At 68.7% G+C, this 17,604-nt stretch carries 17 protein-coding genes; 14 read left to right on the top strand and 3 right to left on the bottom strand.

Annotated elements, in window-relative coordinates; all coding sequences use genetic code 11:
* The first annotated feature begins 94 nt into the window (after window positions 1–94).
* The 6 genes from P2T65_RS09270 to P2T65_RS09245 all read left to right on the top strand — a co-directional run bounded on the left by P2T65_RS09270 (window position 95) and on the right by P2T65_RS09245 (window position 6,655).
* A complete protein-coding gene (locus P2T65_RS09270; protein WP_055458110.1) occupies window positions 95–625 on the top strand; it encodes a CDP-alcohol phosphatidyltransferase family protein in 531 nt (176 codons plus the stop codon).
* 59 nt (window positions 626–684) lie between these two features.
* Window positions 685–1,779: an AI-2E family transporter gene (locus P2T65_RS09265; RefSeq protein WP_055458111.1), complete on the top strand. Its 1,095-nt coding sequence runs from the start codon at window positions 685–687 to the stop codon at window positions 1,777–1,779.
* Between the two features lie 8 nt (window positions 1,780–1,787).
* Window positions 1,788–2,474, top strand: a complete 687-nt coding sequence (locus P2T65_RS09260; protein WP_055458112.1) for a DnaA/Hda family protein — start codon at window positions 1,788–1,790, stop codon at window positions 2,472–2,474.
* 138 nt (window positions 2,475–2,612) lie between these two features.
* Complete coding sequence (locus tag P2T65_RS09255; protein ID WP_072249428.1) at window positions 2,613–4,856, top strand: RNA degradosome polyphosphate kinase; 2,244 nt, start codon at window positions 2,613–2,615, stop codon at window positions 4,854–4,856.
* Window positions 4,857–4,893: 37 nt separating this feature from the next.
* Window positions 4,894–6,363, top strand: coding sequence for an exopolyphosphatase (ppx, locus tag P2T65_RS09250; RefSeq protein WP_096335163.1), 1,470 nt, complete (start codon window positions 4,894–4,896; stop codon window positions 6,361–6,363).
* 127 nt (window positions 6,364–6,490) lie between these two features.
* Window positions 6,491–6,655, top strand: a complete 165-nt coding sequence (locus P2T65_RS09245; RefSeq protein WP_157672315.1) for a hypothetical protein — start codon at window positions 6,491–6,493, stop codon at window positions 6,653–6,655.
* Here P2T65_RS09245 and rnd read toward each other — a convergent pair whose 3' ends face one another.
* On the bottom strand, window positions 6,656–7,801 hold the full coding sequence (rnd, locus tag P2T65_RS09240) for a ribonuclease D (RefSeq protein ID WP_055458114.1): 1,146 nt from the start codon (window positions 7,799–7,801) through the stop codon (window positions 6,656–6,658).
* Between the two features lie 151 nt (window positions 7,802–7,952).
* Here rnd and aspS point away from each other — a divergent pair, with 151 nt between their 5' ends.
* Window positions 7,953–9,761, top strand: coding sequence for an aspartate--tRNA ligase (gene aspS, locus P2T65_RS09235; protein WP_276199647.1), 1,809 nt, complete (start codon window positions 7,953–7,955; stop codon window positions 9,759–9,761).
* Between the two features lie 74 nt (window positions 9,762–9,835).
* Here aspS and P2T65_RS09230 read toward each other — a convergent pair whose 3' ends face one another.
* Window positions 9,836–10,177, bottom strand: a complete 342-nt coding sequence (locus P2T65_RS09230; protein ID WP_276199646.1) for a helix-turn-helix domain-containing protein — start codon at window positions 10,175–10,177, stop codon at window positions 9,836–9,838.
* Window positions 10,178–10,303: 126 nt separating this feature from the next.
* Here P2T65_RS09230 and P2T65_RS09225 point away from each other — a divergent pair, with 126 nt between their 5' ends.
* Together P2T65_RS09225 and P2T65_RS09220 are read left to right on the top strand one after the other, a co-directional pair.
* On the top strand, window positions 10,304–11,200 hold the full coding sequence (locus P2T65_RS09225) for an NAD(P)-binding domain-containing protein (RefSeq protein WP_276199645.1): 897 nt from the start codon (window positions 10,304–10,306) through the stop codon (window positions 11,198–11,200).
* Complete coding sequence (locus tag P2T65_RS09220; RefSeq protein ID WP_055458118.1) at window positions 11,190–11,603, top strand: GFA family protein; 414 nt, start codon at window positions 11,190–11,192, stop codon at window positions 11,601–11,603. Before P2T65_RS09225 ends, P2T65_RS09220 begins: the two co-directional genes overlap by 11 nt.
* A gap of 1 nt (window position 11,604) precedes the next feature.
* Here the strand turns inward: P2T65_RS09220 and P2T65_RS09215 are convergent, their stop codons facing one another.
* The gene (locus P2T65_RS09215; protein ID WP_157672571.1) at window positions 11,605–12,306 is read right to left on the bottom strand and encodes a TetR/AcrR family transcriptional regulator; all 702 of its coding nucleotides are present in this window, start codon (window positions 12,304–12,306) and stop codon (window positions 11,605–11,607) included.
* A 120-nt stretch (window positions 12,307–12,426) separates the two neighbouring features.
* Between P2T65_RS09215 and P2T65_RS09210 the strand changes: the two genes are divergently transcribed.
* The 5 genes from P2T65_RS09210 to P2T65_RS09190 all read left to right on the top strand — a co-directional run bounded on the left by P2T65_RS09210 (window position 12,427) and on the right by P2T65_RS09190 (window position 17,396).
* Window positions 12,427–12,687 (top strand): hypothetical protein, encoded by a 261-nt coding sequence (locus tag P2T65_RS09210; RefSeq protein WP_055458119.1) that lies wholly within the window; start codon window positions 12,427–12,429, stop codon window positions 12,685–12,687.
* 140 nt (window positions 12,688–12,827) lie between these two features.
* Window positions 12,828–13,706 carry a glycosyltransferase family 2 protein gene (locus tag P2T65_RS09205; protein WP_276199644.1) on the top strand — a complete coding sequence of 293 codons (879 nt, stop codon included), beginning with the start codon at window positions 12,828–12,830 and terminating at the stop codon, window positions 13,704–13,706.
* Between the two features lie 10 nt (window positions 13,707–13,716).
* On the top strand, window positions 13,717–14,340 hold the full coding sequence (locus P2T65_RS09200) for a CatB-related O-acetyltransferase (protein WP_276199643.1): 624 nt from the start codon (window positions 13,717–13,719) through the stop codon (window positions 14,338–14,340).
* A 63-nt stretch (window positions 14,341–14,403) separates the two neighbouring features.
* A complete protein-coding gene (locus P2T65_RS09195; protein WP_055458121.1) occupies window positions 14,404–15,048 on the top strand; it encodes a methyltransferase domain-containing protein in 645 nt (214 codons plus the stop codon).
* A gap of 44 nt (window positions 15,049–15,092) precedes the next feature.
* The gene (locus tag P2T65_RS09190; protein WP_276199642.1) at window positions 15,093–17,396 is read left to right on the top strand and encodes an NADP-dependent malic enzyme; all 2,304 of its coding nucleotides are present in this window, start codon (window positions 15,093–15,095) and stop codon (window positions 17,394–17,396) included.
* Window positions 17,397–17,604 lie beyond the last annotated feature (208 nt).

Raw genomic sequence — 17,604 nt, 5'->3', positions numbered from 1 at the left:
TGCAAGACCCGACACGGGCCCTTGGTGCTTCCGGGGCTCGCACAGCGCGGCCGCGCTGCCTAGATTGGGGGCATCCTCGTCCCGACCCACCGACATGACCCTGCCCAATCTCATCACGATCGCCCGCCTCATCCTCGTGCCCGTCGTCATCGCCATGATCGGTTCGGGACAGTGGCTCGCGGCCTTCGTGCTCTTCGCCGTCGCCGGCCTTTCCGACGCGGTCGACGGCTTCCTCGCGCGGCGCTTCGGCCTGCAGAGCGAACTCGGCGCCTATCTCGACCCGCTCGCCGACAAGGCGCTGCTCATCTCGATCTACGTGAGCCTCGCCGTCGTCGGCGTCCTGCCGGGGTGGGTTGCGATCCTCGTCGTCTTCCGCGACATCATGATCCTGATGGCGATCGTCCTCTCGTGGCTCATGGCGCGGCCGCTCGCCATCCGGCCGCTGTGGGTCAGCAAGATGACGACCGTCGCGCAGATCGGCTTTGCCGGCCTCGTGCTCGGCGCAAGGGCCTTGGGGCTCGATCTCGCCGTTGTCCACGATCTTGCGCTCGCGGCCGTGGCGCTCTTGACGCTGCTGTCGGCGGGCGCCTATCTCGCTCTGTGGCTGCGGCATATGGCCACGTAACCGCGCCCGGTAAGGGTCCGCAAGGAACAGGCGCTGCCGGCGGCAGCTCGGGATATCGCATGATCGCGCAGCGGCAGGTCGTCTTCTGGTTGGTGGCTCTGATCCTCGTCGTCACGGGACTCTACGTGCTGCGCGACATGTTGCTGCCCTTCGTGGCGGGTCTGGCGCTGGCCTATCTGCTCGATCCGCTGGCGGACCGGCTGGAGCGGATCGGCCTCGGCCGGTTGTGGGCGACGCTCCTCATCCTCGGCATCTTCATCCTCCTCTTCATTGTCGCGCTCGTCCTGCTCGTCCCCATTGTCGCCAACCAGCTCGCTGCCTTCATCGGCAAGCTGCCGGAGACGGTGTCGCGCCTGCAGCAGCTGGCCGCCGAGCAGGGGGGCACGCTGCTGGAGCGGCTCGGCGGCCCTGCCGTGCTGCAGGACGTGCAGCAGTCCCTCGGCAACGTCGTCTCGGAGGGGGCGCGCTGGCTCGGCGCCTTCCTGCAATCGCTGTGGTCGGGCGGGCAGGCCATCGTCAACGTCTTCGCCCTGCTCGTCGTGACGCCGGTCGTCGCCTTCTACCTGCTCGTCGACTGGGACCGGATGATCGCGACCCTCGACAACTGGTTGCCGCGTCGGCACGCGCCGACCATCCGCCAGCTCGCCCGCGAGATGGACGGGGCAATCGCCGGCTTCATCCGCGGCCAGGCGCTGGTGTGCATCATCCTCGGCACGTTCTATGCCGTCGGCCTCTCGCTCATCGGCCTCAACTTCGGGGCGCTCATCGGGCTTGGGGCCGGGCTCATCAGCTTCATCCCCTATGTCGGCTCGCTGACTGGCCTCGTGCTCTCCGTCGGCGTCGCCATCGTGCAGTTCTGGCCCGACTACATCATGATCGGCGCGACCCTCGCCATCTTCTTCGCCGGCCAGTTCCTCGAGGGCAACATCCTGTCGCCCAAGCTCGTCGGTCATGCGGTGGGGCTGCACCCGGTCTGGCTGATGTTCGCGCTTTTCGCCTTCGGCTCGCTGTTCGGCTTCGTCGGCCTTCTCCTTGCCGTGCCGATCGCCGCGGCGCTCGGCGTCCTCGCGCGCTTTGCCGTGCGGCAGTATCTGGCAAGCTCGCTCTATGACGAGGGCCTGCCGCCACCGCCCCGGCCGGAGACGGACGCGTGAGCCGGCCCATGGCGGACAAGCCCCGGCAACTGCCGCTCGATCTGGCGCTGATGCCACGCTACGGGGCGGAGGATTTCCTCGTCAGCCCGTGCAACGAGGCCGCTTATGCCCTGATCGAGCGTTGGCCCGACTGGCCGCATCCCGTCCTGCGCCTCGTCGGACCGGAGGGGGCGGGCAAGACGCATCTTGCCGTCATGTGGGCCGAGCGCGCCGGTGCGACTGTCGCCGATGCCGCCGCCGTGACGCTTCCGGCCGTGCCGGAGCTTGCCGGCGCACCGGCTCTGGTAGTGGAGGATTGCGACCGCAGCCCGCTCGACGAGCATGCCTTCTTCCACCTCCTCAACGCCCTGCGCAGCACCGGCAGCAGCCTGCTCTTGACAGCGCGGACGGCGCCGGAGGCCTGGGGCCTTGCCACGCCCGACCTCCTCTCGCGCCTGCGGCAATCGCCGGCGGTCGACATCGGCGCGCCGGACGAGGCGCTCCTGCGCGCCGTCCTCGTCAAGCTCTTCGTCGACCGGCAGCTCGTCGTCGATACCAATGTGGTCGAGTCCATCCTGCCGCGCATGGAGCGGTCGCTCGCCGCTGCCCAGCGCCTCGTTGCCGCCCTCGACCGGGAGGCCTTGAGCCGCGGCCGGCGCATCACGCGGCCGCTCGCCCTTGCTGTCCTCGACACGCTCGCCATGGGCGAAAGCTGACGCCTCCGCGAAGGTTGCATCCCGGCCGTGCCGGTGGGAGGCTGAGGTGCGGCGTGGTAAGCCGCCGGGCGCCGCTTCCGGGCCGTCATGCGTCTGTCTTGGAATGGACGCACAAGGACGAGCCAGGGCGGCAACGACATGACAAGGGAGCGGACGGTGAACCTCGAGGCGATCAAGCCGGCGGGCGGGCCGAGCGAGGCGGTGAAGCTCGATCAGGGCGAGGCCGTTGCGGCCGAGGCGGCCGCTGTCGAGGCGCTGCGCCAGTCGCCCGAACGCTTCATCAACCGCGAACTATCCTGGCTGCAGTTCAACCGCCGGGTGCTGGAGGAGGCCTCCAACAAGCGCCATCCGCTGCTGGAGCAACTGCGTTTCCTGTCGATCTCCGCCAACAATCTCGACGAGTTCTTCATGGTGCGTGTCGCGGGCCTGCGGGGCCAGGTGCGTTCGGGCGTCATGACCCAGTCGCAGGACGGGCTGACGCCGGCCGAGCAGCTGATGCGCATCGGCGCCGAGGTGTCGGTGCTCGCCAGCGACCAGCAGCGCCGCTGGCGCGAGCTCAGGGACGAACTGCTCGAGAACGGCATCGTCCTCGTCGATGCCGGACAACTGACGAGGGCCGAGCGGCTGTGGCTCGACGATTATTTCCTTCACCACGTTTTCCCGGTGCTGACACCGCTCGCCGTCGATCCGGCCCATCCGTTCCCGTTCATCTCCAACCTCGGCTTCACGCTGGCGCTGGCACTCTTCCGCCAGAGCGACAACCGCTCGCTCAATGCGCTGATCCGCGTGCCGAGTCGGGTGGAGCGCTTCGTACGCCTGCCGGATTTCGCCGAGACGGGGGCCCAGCGCTTCATCGCGCTCGAACAACTCATCGTCCTATTCACGGCCAAGCTCTTCCCCGGCTACACGGTGAAGGGACAGGGGGGCTTCCGCGTCATCCGCGACAGCGACCTCGAAATCGAGGAAGAGGCGGAAGACCTGGTGCGCCTGTTCGAATCGGCCCTCAAACAGCGTCGCCGCGGCAGCGTCATCCGACTCGAGGTCGAGGCGGCCATGCCCGAGGGGCTGCGTGCCTTCGTCGCCGACGAACTCAATGTGACAACGGACGAGATCTTCGTGGTCGAGGGCATGCTGGCGCTCAACGAGCTCAGCCAGCTCGTCGGGCTCGACCGGCCCGACCTCAAGTTCAAGCCCTACAACCCGCGCTTTCCCGAACGCATCCGCGAGCACGGGGGCGATTGCTTCGCCGCCATCCGCCAGAAGGACATCGTCGTCCACCACCCCTACGAATCCTTCGACGTGGTGGTGCAGTTCCTGCAGCAGGCGGCACGCGATCCCAATGTGGTGGCCATCAAGCAGACGCTCTACCGCACCTCGTCGGACTCGCCCATCGTCAAGGCGCTCGCGGAGGCGGCCGAGGCCGGCAAGTCCGTGACGGCGCTCGTCGAGCTCAAGGCGCGATTCGACGAGGAGGCCAACATCCGCTGGGCGCGGGACCTCGAACGGGCAGGAGCGCAGGTGGTCTTCGGCTTCATCGAGCTCAAGACCCACGCCAAGCTGTCGTCGGTGGTGCGCCGCGAAGGCGGGCAACTCGTCACCTATTGCCATGTCGGCACGGGCAACTACCACCCGATCACGGCGCGCATCTACACCGACCTGTCGTTCTTCACGGCCGACCCCGTCATCGCGCGGGACGTTGCGCGCATCTTCAACTTCATCACCGGCTATGCCGAGCCGGCCGAGCTTGAGCGCATGGCCGTGTCTCCCGTGACGCTGAAGGCGCGCCTCCTCAAGCATATTGAGGAGGAAATCGCCCATGCGAAGGCCGGCCGCCCGGCCCAGATCTGGGGCAAGTGCAACTCGCTGGTCGATTCGACGATCATCGACGCGCTCTACGAGGCGAGCCGAGCCGGCGTGCAGGTCGACTTCATCGTGCGCGGCATCTGCTGCCTCAGGCCCGGCATTCCGGGCCTGTCGGAGAACATCCGCGTCAAGTCCATCGTCGGCCGCTTCCTCGAGCACAGCCGCATCTACGCCTTCGGCAACGGGCACGGGCTGCCGCATGCCAAGGCGCATCTCTACATTTCCTCCGCCGACCTGATGCAGCGAAACCTCGATCGGCGGGTCGAGGCGCTGCTGCCGATCTCTAATCCGACCGTGCACGAGCAGATCCTCGAGCAGATCATGCTCGCCAATCTGCTGGACAACGAGCAGAGCTGGACTGTATTGCCCGATGGGACGAGCAAGCGCATCATCCCGGGCAAGGGGGAGCAGTCCTTCAACGCTCATCAGTACTTCATGACGAACCCGAGTCTGTCTGGACGTGGAAAGTCTCTCAAGGATTCGCGCCCCAGGACCCTCGCCAAGGGATCCTCTGCCTGAACTGCGTGCCCCGGGCCGACTCGACGTCGGCTCACCGGTGGCCATCGTTGATATCGGCTCCAACTCGGTCCGCCTCGTCGCCTACGAGGGCATGACGCGGGCGCCGACGCCGATCTTCAACGAAAAGGTCCTCTGCGGCCTCGGCCGCAGTGTGGCGACGACGAAGCGGCTGCACGACGATGCCGTCGAGAAGGCGCTCAGGGCGCTGGCGCGCTTTCGCGTCCTGTGCGGGCTCATGCAGGTCGGCTCGGTGCACGTGCTGGCGACGGCGGCGGCGCGCGACGCCGAGAACGGGCCGGACTTCCTCGCCCGGGCCGAGGCGGCGATCGGCCATCCCATCGAGCTCATCTCGGGCAGCCGGGAGGCGCAGCTCTCGGCGCTCGGCGTCATGTCCGGCTTCCACGATGCCGACGGCGTCGTCGGCGACATGGGTGGCGGCAGCCTCGAGCTCATCGACGTGCGCGGTTTCGAACTCGGCAAGGGTGTCTCGCTGCCGCTCGGGGGCCTCGCGCTGCAGGACACGACCGGCGGCAACATACGCAAGGCCTCGAAGGTGGTGCGCGACGCCTTCGCCAAGGCTGAGCCGCTGGAGCGCCTGAAGGGGCGCACCTTCTATGCCGTCGGCGGCACGTGGCGCGCCCTGGCGCGCCTGCACATGACGCAGAAAGGCTATCCGCTGCACGTGATGCACGGCTATACGGTGGCGCCGAAGGACGTCACGGACTTCGCCAAGATCGTCGAGCGCGTCGATGCCGACACGCTCGAATCGATCGAGGCGGTCTCGGCGGCCCGCCGGCCCTTGCTCGGCTACGGGGCGCTGCTGCTGGAAGAGATCATCCGCAAGGGCAAACCCAAGAAGGTCGTCATCTCGGCGCAGGGGGTGCGCGAAGGGCTGCTCTACGAGAAGTTGTCCAACGAGGAGCGGCGGACGGATCCGCTGCTCTCCGCGGCGCGCGAGCTCAACCTGCTGCGCTCGCGCGCGCCGATGCACGGCGAGGAACTGATCGGCTGGACGGACAAGCTCGTTGCCTCGCTCCACCTCGACGAGACGGGGGAGGAACGCCGCCTGCGCCATGCCGCGTGCCTCCTCGCCGACATCGGCTGGCGCGCGCATCCCGACTATCGCGGCGAGCAGGGGCTCAACATCATCGCCCATGCCGCCTTCGTCGGCGTCGACCATCCCGGCCGCGCCTTCCTGGCCCTGTCGGTCTTCTTCCGCCATGTCGGCCTGTCGGTGGACGACATCAGCCCGCGCATCCGGGAACTGGTGACGACCCGGATGATCGACCGGGCGCGCATCCTCGGCGGTGCCATGCGGGTCGCCTATCTCGTCTCGGCGGCCATGCCGGGGGTCCTGCCGCGGGCGCCGATCACGGGGCACGGCGGCAAGCTGGTGCTGGCGCTGCCCGGCGACCTCGCTGCGCTCGCGAGCGACCGGCTCTTGAACCGGGTCAAACAGCTCGCACGCCTCGTCGGCCGCGAGCCCCTCATCCAGAATGGCAGGTAGGCCTCGTGGGACTGGAAACGGATTTTACTACAAAGGTCTGTCGCAGAAGTTTCACGCAAGGGTAACGGTTCCGCAATGCCGGGTCTCCACAACGTGCGCGTTGCACAATAGGGATTCGGGGGCAGGCGTGGCGACGTTGTCGCTGTTGAACGAGAGCCTGTCGGCCATGGGTGGGACGGTGGCCAAAACGCGCGATGCCGCGCAGAGCCTCGCCGCCCTGTCGCAGGACTTCACCCCATCGGCCCAGTTCCTCGTCGGTGCCCTCGACGAGTTCCTCAGCGAGGCGGCCTAATCAATATTCGATGAGGCGCACGCGCCCGCGGTCCACGGTGAGCGCCAGGCGCCCGGCCTTCAGGGCGAGTGCCTTCTCGCCGAAGAGCTGGCGCCGCCAGCCGGTGAGCGCCGGCACGTCCGCCTCGTCGTCGAGGGCGATGGCCTCGAGGTCATCCACCGTGGCGAGGATCTTCGGGGCGACCCGCTCGTTCTCCGCCACAGCCTTCAACAGCACCTTGAGCATCTCGATGGTGGCGCCGTTGGTGCCGGCCTTGCGGCCGCGCTCGCCGAGGCTGACGGACTTCGGATCGCGCGCCACGCCGCGTGCGACGGCGGCGAGGATGTCGCCGGCCGGGCGCGAGCGCTCGAAGCCGTTGGGGACGGAGCGCAGCGCGCCGAGCGCCTCCGGCGTCGTCGGCGCGTGCACGGCGATGTCGATGAGGGCGTCGTCCTTCATGATGCGCGACCGCGGCACGTTGCGGCTGCGAGCCTCGCGCTCGCGCCAGGCCGCGATCTCCATCAGCACCGCGGCTTCCTTCGGCTTCTTGATGCGCCCCTTGAGGCGCTGCCAGGCATCCTCGGGATGGGTGTCGTAGGTGGCGGGCGCGGTGAGCACCGCCATCTCCTCGTCGAGCCAGCTTTCGCGCCCGCTCTCGGCCAGGTCCGCATGCAGCGCCGCATAGACGGTGCGCAGATGCGTCACGTCCGAGAGGGCATAGGCGAGCTGCTGCTCGCTGAGCGGGCGGCGCGACCAGTCCGTGAAGCGGGAAGACTTGTCGATGCGTGCCTTGGCGAGGTCGTTGACCAGTTGCTCGTAGGACACCGAGTCGCCATAGCCGCAGACCATGGCGGCGACCTGCGTGTCGAAGAGCGGGGTCGGGATGACGCTGCCGCCCTGCCAGATGATCTCGATGTCCTGCCGCGCCGAGTGGAAGACCTTGACCACGTTGGTATCGGCCATCAGCGCATAGAAGGGCGCAAGGTCCATGTCCTCCGCCAGGGGATCGACGAGCACGGCCTCGGCCGGGCTCGCCATCTGGATCAGGCAGAGCTTGGCATAATACGTCGTCTCCCGCAGAAATTCCGTATCCACGGTGACGAAGGGGAATTTGGCGAGGCGGGCACAGGCGGCGGCGAGGGCGTCGGTCGTAGCAATCAAGTCCATGGTATTCGCGCTATAACTCAGACTTGGCCGCTTGTCGCGGCCTATCCTTGACATTCGTGCCGTCTCGTGGGCTTCTCCCGCGGCCGCGCCGTTGCCGCGCGCGGGCGCTCATTCACCCTTCGTCCGATCGTCGAGCCGGAACACCGTGCCCATGCATCGCTACCGTTCACATACCTGCGGCGCGCTCCGCGAAACCCATGTCGGCGAGACCGTTCGCCTCTCGGGCTGGTGCCATCGCATTCGCGACCACGGCGGCGTGCTGTTCATCGATCTGCGCGATCATTACGGGCTGACGCAATGCGTCGTCGATCCGGATTCGCCGGCCTTCAAGGTGGCCGACACCCTGCGCTCGGAATGGGTGGTGCGCGTCGACGGCAAGGTGCGCAACCGCCCGGCCGGCACCGAGAACCCGGAGCTGCCGACAGGCAACGTCGAGCTCTACATCACGGAGATCGAGGTGCTGGGCCCGGCGGGCGAACTGCCGATGCAGGTCTTCGGCGAGCAGAACTTCCCCGAGGAGACGCGGCTCAAGTACCGCTTCCTCGACCTTCGGCGCGAGAAGCTGCACCAGAACATCGTCAAGCGCGGCCAGATCATCGATTCGCTGCGCCGGCGCATGAAGGAGGGCGGCTTCTTCGAGTTCCAGACGCCGATCCTCACCGCCTCCTCGCCGGAGGGGGCGCGCGACTTCCTGGTGCCGAGCCGCCTGCATCCGGGCAAGTTCTACGCCCTTCCGCAGGCGCCGCAGCAGTTCAAGCAGCTGACGATGATCGCCGGCTTCGACCGCTATTTCCAGATCGCGCCCTGCTTCCGCGACGAGGACGCGCGTGCCGACCGCTCGCCGGGCGAGTTCTACCAGCTCGATATCGAGATGAGCTTCGTCACGCAGGAGGACGTGTTCCAGGCGGTGGAGCCGGTGCTGCGCGGCGTCTTCGAGGAATTCGGCGAGGGCCGGCCGGTGACGCCCGTCTTCCCGCGCATTCCCTACGCCGAGGCGATGCTGAAATACGGCGTCGACAAGCCGGACCTGCGCAACCCCATCATCATCGCCGACGTCACCGCCGAGTTCCTGCGCGAGGACGTGACGTTCAACGCCTTCAAGAACGTCATCAAGGCCGGCGGCGTGGTGCGTGCCATCCCCGCGCCGGGGGCGGCGGGCCAGCCGCGCTCGTTCTTCGACAAGCTCAACGACTGGGCGCGGGGCGAGGGCGCGCCGGGGCTCGGCTACATCGTCTTCGAGGACGAGGGGGGCGAACTCGTCGGCAAGGGGCCGATCGCCAAGTTCGTGCCGGCCGAGGCGCAGGCCGCCATCGCCCTGGCCGCCGGTGTGCGCGCCGGAGACGCCGTGTTCTTCTCGGCGGGGGAGGAGGCCAAGGCGGCCGGGCTCGCCGGCAAGGCGCGCACGCGCATCGGCGAGGAGCTCGACCTCATCGACCGTGAGCGCTTCGACCTGTGCTGGATCACCGACTTCCCGATGTTCGAGTGGAACGAGGAGGAGAAGAAGATCGACTTCTCCCACAACCCGTTCTCCATGCCGAACTTCGACCACGACGCCTTCCTGGCGCTCGACCCGGCGGACGAGAAGACGATCCTCGGCATCACGGCCTTCCAGTACGACATCGTCTGCAACGGCGTGGAGCTGTCGTCGGGCGCCATCCGTAACCACCGGCCGGACATCATGCGCAAGGCCTTCGCCATCGCCGGCTACGGCGAGGACGTGCTGGAGGCGAAGTTCGGCGGCATGCTGCGCGCCCTCAGCTACGGCGCCCCGCCGCACGGTGGCATCGCCCCGGGCGTCGACCGCATCGTCATGCTGCTCTGCAACGAGCAGAACCTGCGCGAGGTCGTCCTCTTCCCCATGAACCAGCGGGCGGAGGACCTGATGATGGGCGCGCCGTCCGAGGTGACGATGAAGCAGCTCAGGGAGCTGCACATCCGGCTGAACCTGCCGGAGAAGTGAGCCGGACCGGCAATGTCGAGGGCGCCCCAGCGGGCGCCCTTCCTTTTCGGCGGCGGAGACGGTCCCTTGAGGCGTCAGGCCACCATCGCTTTGCGCTCCTGCCGCTTCTCGAACTCCTTGCCCCAGCGCGACAGCGCGTCGACGGCCTCGTTGAGGCTGCGGCCGAAGTCGGTCGCGGAATATTCCACCTTCTGCACGGCGCCGGGGAAGACCTCGCGGCGGATGAGGTCGTCGGCCTCCATCTCGCGCAGTTGCTGCGCCAGAACCTTCTCGCTCACGCCCGGCAGCAGCCGGCGCAGCTCGCCGAAACAGCGGGGCCGGAGCGTCACTTCCCACAGGATGCCCATCTTCCACTTGCCCGAGATGGCATTGAGGGCGCTGGCGAAGCCGCATTCGTCGGTTTCGAGGCGTTTCATTGCAAAACCACTTACCTTGGGGTGAGCGCTTACTTGAAAGTGCGTAATTTACACTGTCGCCAGGCCGCGCCTATCAATCGGCAACCCGGCGGGTGCTGCTCGCCAAGATAGGTGGGGTTTCCCGTCATGACAAAGACTTGTGTCGTCGGCGCCGGCCGCATGGGCTCGGCGTTCGCGAGAGCCTTGCTCGCAGAGGGCATCGAAACGCGCGTATGGAACCGCTCGCCGGAGAAGGTCGCTCCCCTCGTCGCGGCGGGCGCGCACGCCCCTGAATCACTGGCAGAAGCGGTGGCCGCATCGGATGTCGTCATCGTCAATGTCATCGATTATGCGGCGGCGGACGCGCTGCTGCGCATGCTGGCGGTGGAACGCGCGCTCGCCGGCAAGGTGGTGGTGCAGCTCACGTCCGGTTCGCCCCGGCAGGCGCGCGAGGCCGGCCGATGGGCGGCGGAGCGGAGCATCGCCTATCTCGACGGCGCCATCATGGCGACGCCGAACTTCATCGGCGGGGCGGAGACGACGATACTCTACTCCGGCATGCGGCAGGCGTTCGAACGCCATCGCGACGTGCTGCGCGTGTTCGGCGGCAACGGCGTGTTCGTCGGCGAGGATGCGGGCCATGCGTCCGCGCTCGACACGGGGCTGCTGACGCAGATGTGGGGCAAGCTCTTCGGCACCCTGCAGGCGCTGGCGGTGGTCCGCGCAGAGGGCATCGGCCTGGAGGCCTATGCCCGATACATGCGGGACTTCCAGCCGGTGGTCGATGCGGCGACCGACGATCTCATCGCGCGGGTGGGCGAGGGGCGCTGGCGCGGCGACGCCGCGACGCTCGCGACCATCGAGGCGCATTACAGCGCCTTCCATCATCTCCTGGCCATCGGCGACGAGCACGGGCTGGACCGCGCGCTTCCGGCGGCACTCGACGGGCTGTTCAAGGCCGCGCTCGCGGCCGGCCACGCGGCGGACGATTTCGCGGCGCTGATGCGTTTCATCGAGCGGGGCGGGGTGCGCCATGCCGCCTGAAGCGGAGCGGGAGCGCACCGCCCGCTGCACCTGCGGGCAGCTGAGCCTCACGCTCGCCGGGCCGCCGGACCGGGTCTATGCCTGTGGTTGCCGCGAATGCCAGCGGGCGACGGGCTCGGCCTTCGGCTGGCGGGCGCGCTACGGCAAGAGCGCCGTGGTGCGCACCACTGGCGAGCATCGCCGCTTCCGGCGTGGCAGCGATGCGGGGCGCTGGGTGGAGCAGATCTTCTGCCCAGTCTGCGGGACGCAGCTCTACATGGAGGCGGAGGTGATCTCTGACGGGCTCGTCGTGTCGGCCGGGTGTTTCGAGCAAGCGGACGTCGGCCCGCCGGCCGCCCTCTTCAATGCCGGTCGTCGGCCCGACTGGCTGACCCTCGGCGAGGCGATCCCGCTCGTGGAATAGCCTACCGCCGCGCCCCCTCGACCATCATCTGCACGGCCCGCGCCACGTGGTCCGGGTCGTCGTCGATGCGGTTCATCAGGAGGCGGAACCAGTTGAAGCCGAAATAGAGCTCGACGAGCGCCTCGACATTGTCGGGCGCGATCTCGCCGCGCTCCACGGCCCGGTCGAAGACTTCCCGCAGGCGGCACATGTGCTGGGGGACGAAGCGGTCGCGCAAGGCGGCGAGGGAGACGGGGTTGGTCTGCGCCTCGGCGATGAGGGCGCGGAAGGCGCCACCCGAGGGCGTCGTGCGCCAGAAGGCCCAGAGCGCGTTGACGAGCGTGCGCAGGTCCCGCGCCAGCGAGCCCGTGTCGGGCATGGCGATGGCGGCCGCCTTGTCCGCCTGGTAGATGGCGATGAAGAGGTCGGCCTTCGTCGGCCACCAGCGGTAGATCGTCGGCTTGCCGGCGCCCGCGCGGCGCGCCACCTCGTCGATGGAAAAGCCCGCGTAACCTTTTTCCTGCAACAAGGATCGTGCGGCGGCGATGACCGCCGCCTCGCTCGCCGGGTTGCGCCGCGCGCCGATGGAGGTGCGGCGGCCGCGCCCGCCTGCCGTGCCGGACGGGGAGGGGGCTCCGTCGTCATCGTCCGCGTCGGGCGGGATCGACCTGTCGGCCGGCTCGCTCGGCGGGACGCCCGCCGGCGGACGAGGGGGGCGGGACATGGGGCTCCTCCGGTTTCCTGCAGGTTTTTTCGCTCCGCCCCTTAACATAACGAAACGGCCCGTTTATATCCATGGCCGAAACGATACGGATCGTTTCGTTTTCTACGGAGACGGTTCCCCATGCCTTCCGCTGTTTCCCCTTCTTCTCCTTCCCCCGCCGCCTCTCCTGCAGCGCAGCCGTCGCGCCTGCGCTTCTCGCTCGCCCTCATTCCCGGGGCCTATGTGCTGATCACCGCCATCCTCTACGGTCTCGGGCCGCTGATGGAGGACTGGCCGGTCTTCCTGCGCACACTCGCCATCGTGCCGCTCATGGTCTTCGGCATGGTCTATGCCGTCATCCCGCTCGTGCGGCGGGCAATGAGCGGGCGGCGCGGCGGCTGAGGCGCGTCGGCCCTCACGCCGGCCATTCGTCCGCTCGACTTGTCTTGCAGCCTGATTTGCGTCAAAGCGACGAAGGGCCGGCCGCCGCCGGCCCTTCGCCTGTTTTCCGGGCTCCGGGCCCTTCTTCGACGGGTTCTGTCTTGCCGCTCGATGCCTCGGCCGTCACGGCGGTCGTCGTCACCCACGATTCGGCCCATTGCCTGCCGACCTGCCTGGCGGCCGTCGCGGCCTGCGGCGCCGCGGCGATCGTCGTCGATAATGCGAGCCGCGACGGCTCGACCGCGCTTGCCGAGCATCTCGGCGCGCGGGTGATCCGCAGCGCCCGCAACGAGGGCTACGGCCGCGCCAGCAACATCGGCGTGCGGGCCGCCGCGAGCGAATTCGTCCTCATCGTCAATCCGGACCTCGTGCTCGATGCCGGTGCGGTCAAAGCGCTTCTCGCCGCGGCCGAGCGCTATCCCGATGCCGGGCTCCTCGCCCCGCGCATCGAGGAGGCGGACGGGCGCTTCTTCTTCCAGCCGCGCTCGCTGCTCTCGCCCTATCTCCACAATCCTTCCGGGCGCCTCGTGCTGCCGGAGGGGGACTGCTGCGCGCCTTTCCTGTCCGGGGCGGCGCTGTTCTGCCGGCGGGACGTCTTCCTCGCGCTCGGCGGCTTCGACGAGACGATCTTCCTCTTCTACGAGGATGACGACCTGTGTCGGCGCATGGCCGATTCCGGCCGGGCACTGATCCATGTCGATGCGGCGCGGGCCATGCACGGGCGCGGCCGCTCCAGCGCGCCGGAGCCGGGCCGCATCTTCCGGTCCCGCTGGCACCAGGCGTGGTCGCGCGCCTATGTGTCGCGCAAGTACGGCCTGCCGGATCCGGCGTTTGGCATGTTCGCCGTCAACGCGCTCAAGGCGGCGGGTGCCTGCCTCACCTTCAACCGGCGGCTCATCGAGCGCTACGGCGGCTCGGCCGCCGGGGCGTGGGCATGGCTGACGGGGCGCGGCGCGCTGGCGCGCGAAGGGCTGGACTAGGGAGACAGCCATGTGGATCGAGAAGCTGTGGCGGCGCTGGACCAATCCCCACAACCTCACGCGCCTCTTCCATGCGCGCGAGGCCGCCCGCTTCGGCTGGCAGATCGGCGACTACAGCTATGGCCGGCTGCGCGTGCGACGCTGGGGCGAGGGCGGGTGCCTCGTCATCGGCCCCTACTGTTCCTTCGCCGATGACGTCACCGTCTTCCTCGGCGGCAACCACCGCACCGACTGGGTGACGACCTATCCCTTCTCGGGCCTGCCGGAGCTGTGGCCGGAGGCGCGAGGGTTGCCGACGCCCGAGGCGACGCGCGGCGATGTCGTCATCGGCGCGGACGTGTGGGTGGGCTCGGGCGCGACCATCCTGTCCGGCGTCACCATCGGGCCCGGCGCCGTCATCGGCGCGCGGGCGGTGGTGGCGCGCGACGTGCCGGCCTATGCGGTCGTCGTCGGCAATCCGGCGCGGGTCGTGCGCCGCCGCTTCGACGAGGCGACGGTCGAGGCGCTCGTCGCCGCCCGTTGGTGGGAGCGCCCGCGGGCCGAGCTGGTGCCGCTCATGGCGCTCCTCCTGTCCGGCGATACGGCCGCCGTCCTTGCCGCTCTCAGGGGCGCTGGAGACGGGGGGCGAGGCTGAGATTGAGGCTGGCCTGCGGCGGCACGACCTGCTAGGCGGAAGGCCCTGATCGACCGGCTGACGATGCTCGACCGCTATTACGACACCGCCCGCACCGAGGTACTGCCCTTCCTGCCCGCGCGCGTCACGCGCCTGCTCGACGTCGGCTGCGGCGCCGGCGCGACCACGCGGGCCGTGGCGGCTCGCCATGCCGTGGTGTGGAAGGGCGGCATCGAGTATGTCGATGCCGTGGCGGCGCAGGCCGAGCCGCATTTCGACCGGCTGTGGCGCGGCGATGCCCAGGCGGCGGCGCTGGAGGCCGAGATCGCGCCCGGCTCGCTCGACCTCGTGCTGTGCCTCGACGTGCTCGAGCACATGGCCGACCCCTGGACGATGGTGAAACGCCTGTCGGCACTCCTTGCGCCGGGAGGACGGCTTATCGTCTCGGTGCCCAATATCCGGCACTGGAAATTCATCTGGCGGTTGCTGATGAAGGGCGATTTCCGCTATCGCGACGCAGGGCTGCTCGATCGCACGCATCTGCGCTTCTTCGTCAAGGAGACGGCGGCGGAGCTGGCGACGGTCGGCGGCCTGACGCTGGTTGGCGTGCATTCGGTGCAGCGCTTCCGCTTTCCCGATGCGCGCTGGCTCCTGATGGCGCTGAGCTTCGGCCGGCTGGAGACGCTGCTCGCCAAGCAATGGCTGGTGGTGGCCGAGCGGAAATCGTGATGGGGTCGGGACCGTCGGCAAGGGGCGGTCCGGGGAGGGACGGTATGGCGGACAATATCTCGCAGGATCTGAAATCGGGCGCGCTGTTCTATCACCGCAATCCACGGCCCGGTAAGCTCGAGATCCAGCCCACCAAGCCCCTCGGCAACCAGCGCGATCTCGCGCTCGCCTATTCGCCGGGCGTTGCCGCCGCCTGCCTCGAGATCGTCGCCGACCCGGCCGAGGCCGCCACCGTCACGGCACGGCAGAACCTCGTCGCCGTCGTCTCCAACGGCACGGCGGTGCTCGGCCTCGGCAACATCGGGCCGCTCGCCTCGAAGCCTGTGATGGAGGGCAAGGCGGTCCTCTTCAAGAAGTTCGCCGGCATCGACGTGTTCGACATCGAGCTCGCCGAGACGGCGGTCGACAAGCTGGTCGACGTCGTGGCGGCGCTCGAGCCCACCTTCGGCGGCATCAACCTCGAGGACATCAAGGCGCCCGAGTGCTTCGAGGTGGAGGAGCAGCTGAAGGCCCGCATGGGCATTCCCGTCTTCCACGACGACCAGCACGGCACGGCGATCATCGTCGGCGCGGCCGTGACCAATGCGCTGGAGCTTGCGGGCAAGGCGATCGGCGACGTCAAGATCGTGGCTTCCGGCGCGGGCGCGGCGGCGCTTGCCTGCCTCAACCTGCTCGTCTCGCTCGGCGCCCGGCGCGAGAACATCTGGGTCACGGACATCGAGGGCGTCGTCTACGAGGGGCGCGAGGCGCTGATGGATCGCTGGAAGGCGGCCTATGCCCAGAAGACCGACGCGCGCAAGCTCGACGAGGTGATCGGCGGGGCGGATGTTTTCCTCGGCCTGTCCGCCGCCGGCGTGCTGAAGCCGGAGATGGTGGCGAAGATGGCGGACAAGCCGCTCATCCTGGCGCTCGCCAACCCGAACCCGGAGATCATGCCGGAGGACGCCGTGGCGGTGCGGCCGGACGCCATGATCTGCACCGGCCGCTCGGACTATCCGAACCAGGTCAACAACGTCCTGTGCTTCCCCTACATCTTCCGCGGCGCGCTCGACGTGCATGCCTCGACCATCAACGAGGCCATGAAGGCCGCGGCGGTGGAAGCGATCGCCGCCCTCGCGCGCGAGGCCCCGTCGGAGGTCGTCGCCCGTGCCTATGGAGGGGAGGCGCGCACCTTCGGCGCCGATTCGCTCATCCCGAGCCCGTTCGATCCGCGGCTCATCCTGCGCATCGCGCCGGCCGTGGCGAAGGCCGCCATGGACACGGGCGTGGCGCGCAAGCCGATCGAGGACCTTGAGGCCTATCGGGAATCGCTCGGGCGTTTCGTCTTCCGCTCGGGCTTCATCATGAAGCCGGTCTTTACCCAGGCGAAGGCCGAGCCCAAGCGCGTCATCTATGCCGAGGGCGAGGACGAGCGCATGCTCAGGGCGGCCCAGGCGGTGATCGAGGACGGCATCGCCCAGCCGATCCTCATCGGCCGCCCGGCCGTCGTCGAGACGCGGCTGAAGCGCTTCGGCCTCTCGATCCGGCCCGGCAAGGATTTCGAGCTCATCAACCCCGAGGACGATCCGCGCTACCGCGACTATGTCGCGACCTATCTCGACGTCGCGGGGCGCAAGGGCATCACGCCGGATGCGGCCAAAACACTGGTGCGCACCAACACCACCGTCATCGCGGCGGTCGCGCTCGCGCGCGGCGATGCGGATGCCATGCTGTGCGGGCTCGAGGGGCGCTTCCAGTCCCGCCTCAAGCACATCCGCGACATCATCGGCCTGACGCCCGGCGTGCGCGAATTCTCGGCCATGAGCCTCGTCATCACCTCAAAGGGGCACTACTTCCTCGCCGACACGCATGTGCGGCCGGACCCGAGCGCCGAAGAGATCGCCGAGATGACGATGCTGTGCGCCGAGCACGTGACGCGCTTCGGCATCGAGCCGCACATCGCCTTGCTATCGCATTCGGATTTCGGCTCGGCGGATACGCGCTCGGCGCTCAAGATGCGTGAAGCCCTCGGCCTCCTGCGCGACAGGGCGCCGCATCTCGAGGTCGACGGCGAGATGCAGGCGGACACGGCGATCTCGCAGATGGTTCGCGACCGCAAGCTGCCGTCTTCGCGGCTGAAGGGCGAGGCCAACGTGCTCGTCATGCCCAACCTCGACGCCGCCAACATCGCCTTCCAGCTCACCAAGGTGCTGGCCGATGCGCTGCCCGTCGGACCCATTCTGCTCGGGCCGGCCAAGCCCGCGCATGTGCTGACGCCGACGGTAACCGCGCGCGGCATCGTCAACATGACGGCGGTCGCCGTCGTCGAGGCCCAGGCGGCGCACCGCGAGCAGGTGGTGGTTGGGTAGTCGTTGCGTGCCTGCTGCCAGCCGTGAGAGAAGCGCGTAGCGCAGCAGGGGACGACGGCTCTCCCTGCTATGGCTGGGGCTCGTCACCGCTAAAGCGTGAGTTGCTGGACCACCGGGTTTCCAGCCTCGCGGCAGCGCCGCGGGGGGGGGGGGGGGCGCCCCCCCCCCCCCCCCCCCCCCCCCCGCGGGGGCGAGGGGGCCCCACACA

It is taken from the genome of Chelatococcus sp. XZ-Ab1, from assembly GCF_029309855.1.
Lineage (GTDB): Bacteria > Pseudomonadota > Alphaproteobacteria > Rhizobiales > Beijerinckiaceae > Chelatococcus_A > Chelatococcus_A sambhunathii.
This window is presented reverse-complemented; position numbering and strand designations above follow the sequence as displayed.

Coding starts and splice junctions, on each gene's coding strand:
- P2T65_RS09270 (WP_055458110.1), top strand. CDS start 95: ATGACCCTGCCCAATCTCATCACGATCGCCCGCCTCATCCTCGTGCCC.
- P2T65_RS09265 (WP_055458111.1), top strand. CDS start 685: ATGATCGCGCAGCGGCAGGTCGTCTTCTGGTTGGTGGCTCTGATCCTC.
- P2T65_RS09260 (WP_055458112.1), top strand. CDS start 1,788: ATGGCGGACAAGCCCCGGCAACTGCCGCTCGATCTGGCGCTGATGCCA.
- P2T65_RS09255 (WP_072249428.1), top strand. CDS start 2,613: ATGACAAGGGAGCGGACGGTGAACCTCGAGGCGATCAAGCCGGCGGGC.
- rnd (WP_055458114.1), bottom strand. CDS start 7,801: ATGGACTTGATTGCTACGACCGACGCCCTCGCCGCCGCCTGTGCCCGC.
- aspS (WP_276199647.1), top strand. CDS start 7,953: ATGCATCGCTACCGTTCACATACCTGCGGCGCGCTCCGCGAAACCCAT.
- P2T65_RS09230 (WP_276199646.1), bottom strand. CDS start 10,177: ATGAAACGCCTCGAAACCGACGAATGCGGCTTCGCCAGCGCCCTCAAT.
- P2T65_RS09225 (WP_276199645.1), top strand. CDS start 10,304: ATGACAAAGACTTGTGTCGTCGGCGCCGGCCGCATGGGCTCGGCGTTC.
- P2T65_RS09220 (WP_055458118.1), top strand. CDS start 11,190: ATGCCGCCTGAAGCGGAGCGGGAGCGCACCGCCCGCTGCACCTGCGGG.
- P2T65_RS09215 (WP_157672571.1), bottom strand. CDS start 12,306: ATGTCCCGCCCCCCTCGTCCGCCGGCGGGCGTCCCGCCGAGCGAGCCG.
- P2T65_RS09210 (WP_055458119.1), top strand. CDS start 12,427: ATGCCTTCCGCTGTTTCCCCTTCTTCTCCTTCCCCCGCCGCCTCTCCT.
- P2T65_RS09200 (WP_276199643.1), top strand. CDS start 13,717: ATGTGGATCGAGAAGCTGTGGCGGCGCTGGACCAATCCCCACAACCTC.
- P2T65_RS09195 (WP_055458121.1), top strand. CDS start 14,404: ATGCTCGACCGCTATTACGACACCGCCCGCACCGAGGTACTGCCCTTC.
- P2T65_RS09190 (WP_276199642.1), top strand. CDS start 15,093: ATGGCGGACAATATCTCGCAGGATCTGAAATCGGGCGCGCTGTTCTAT.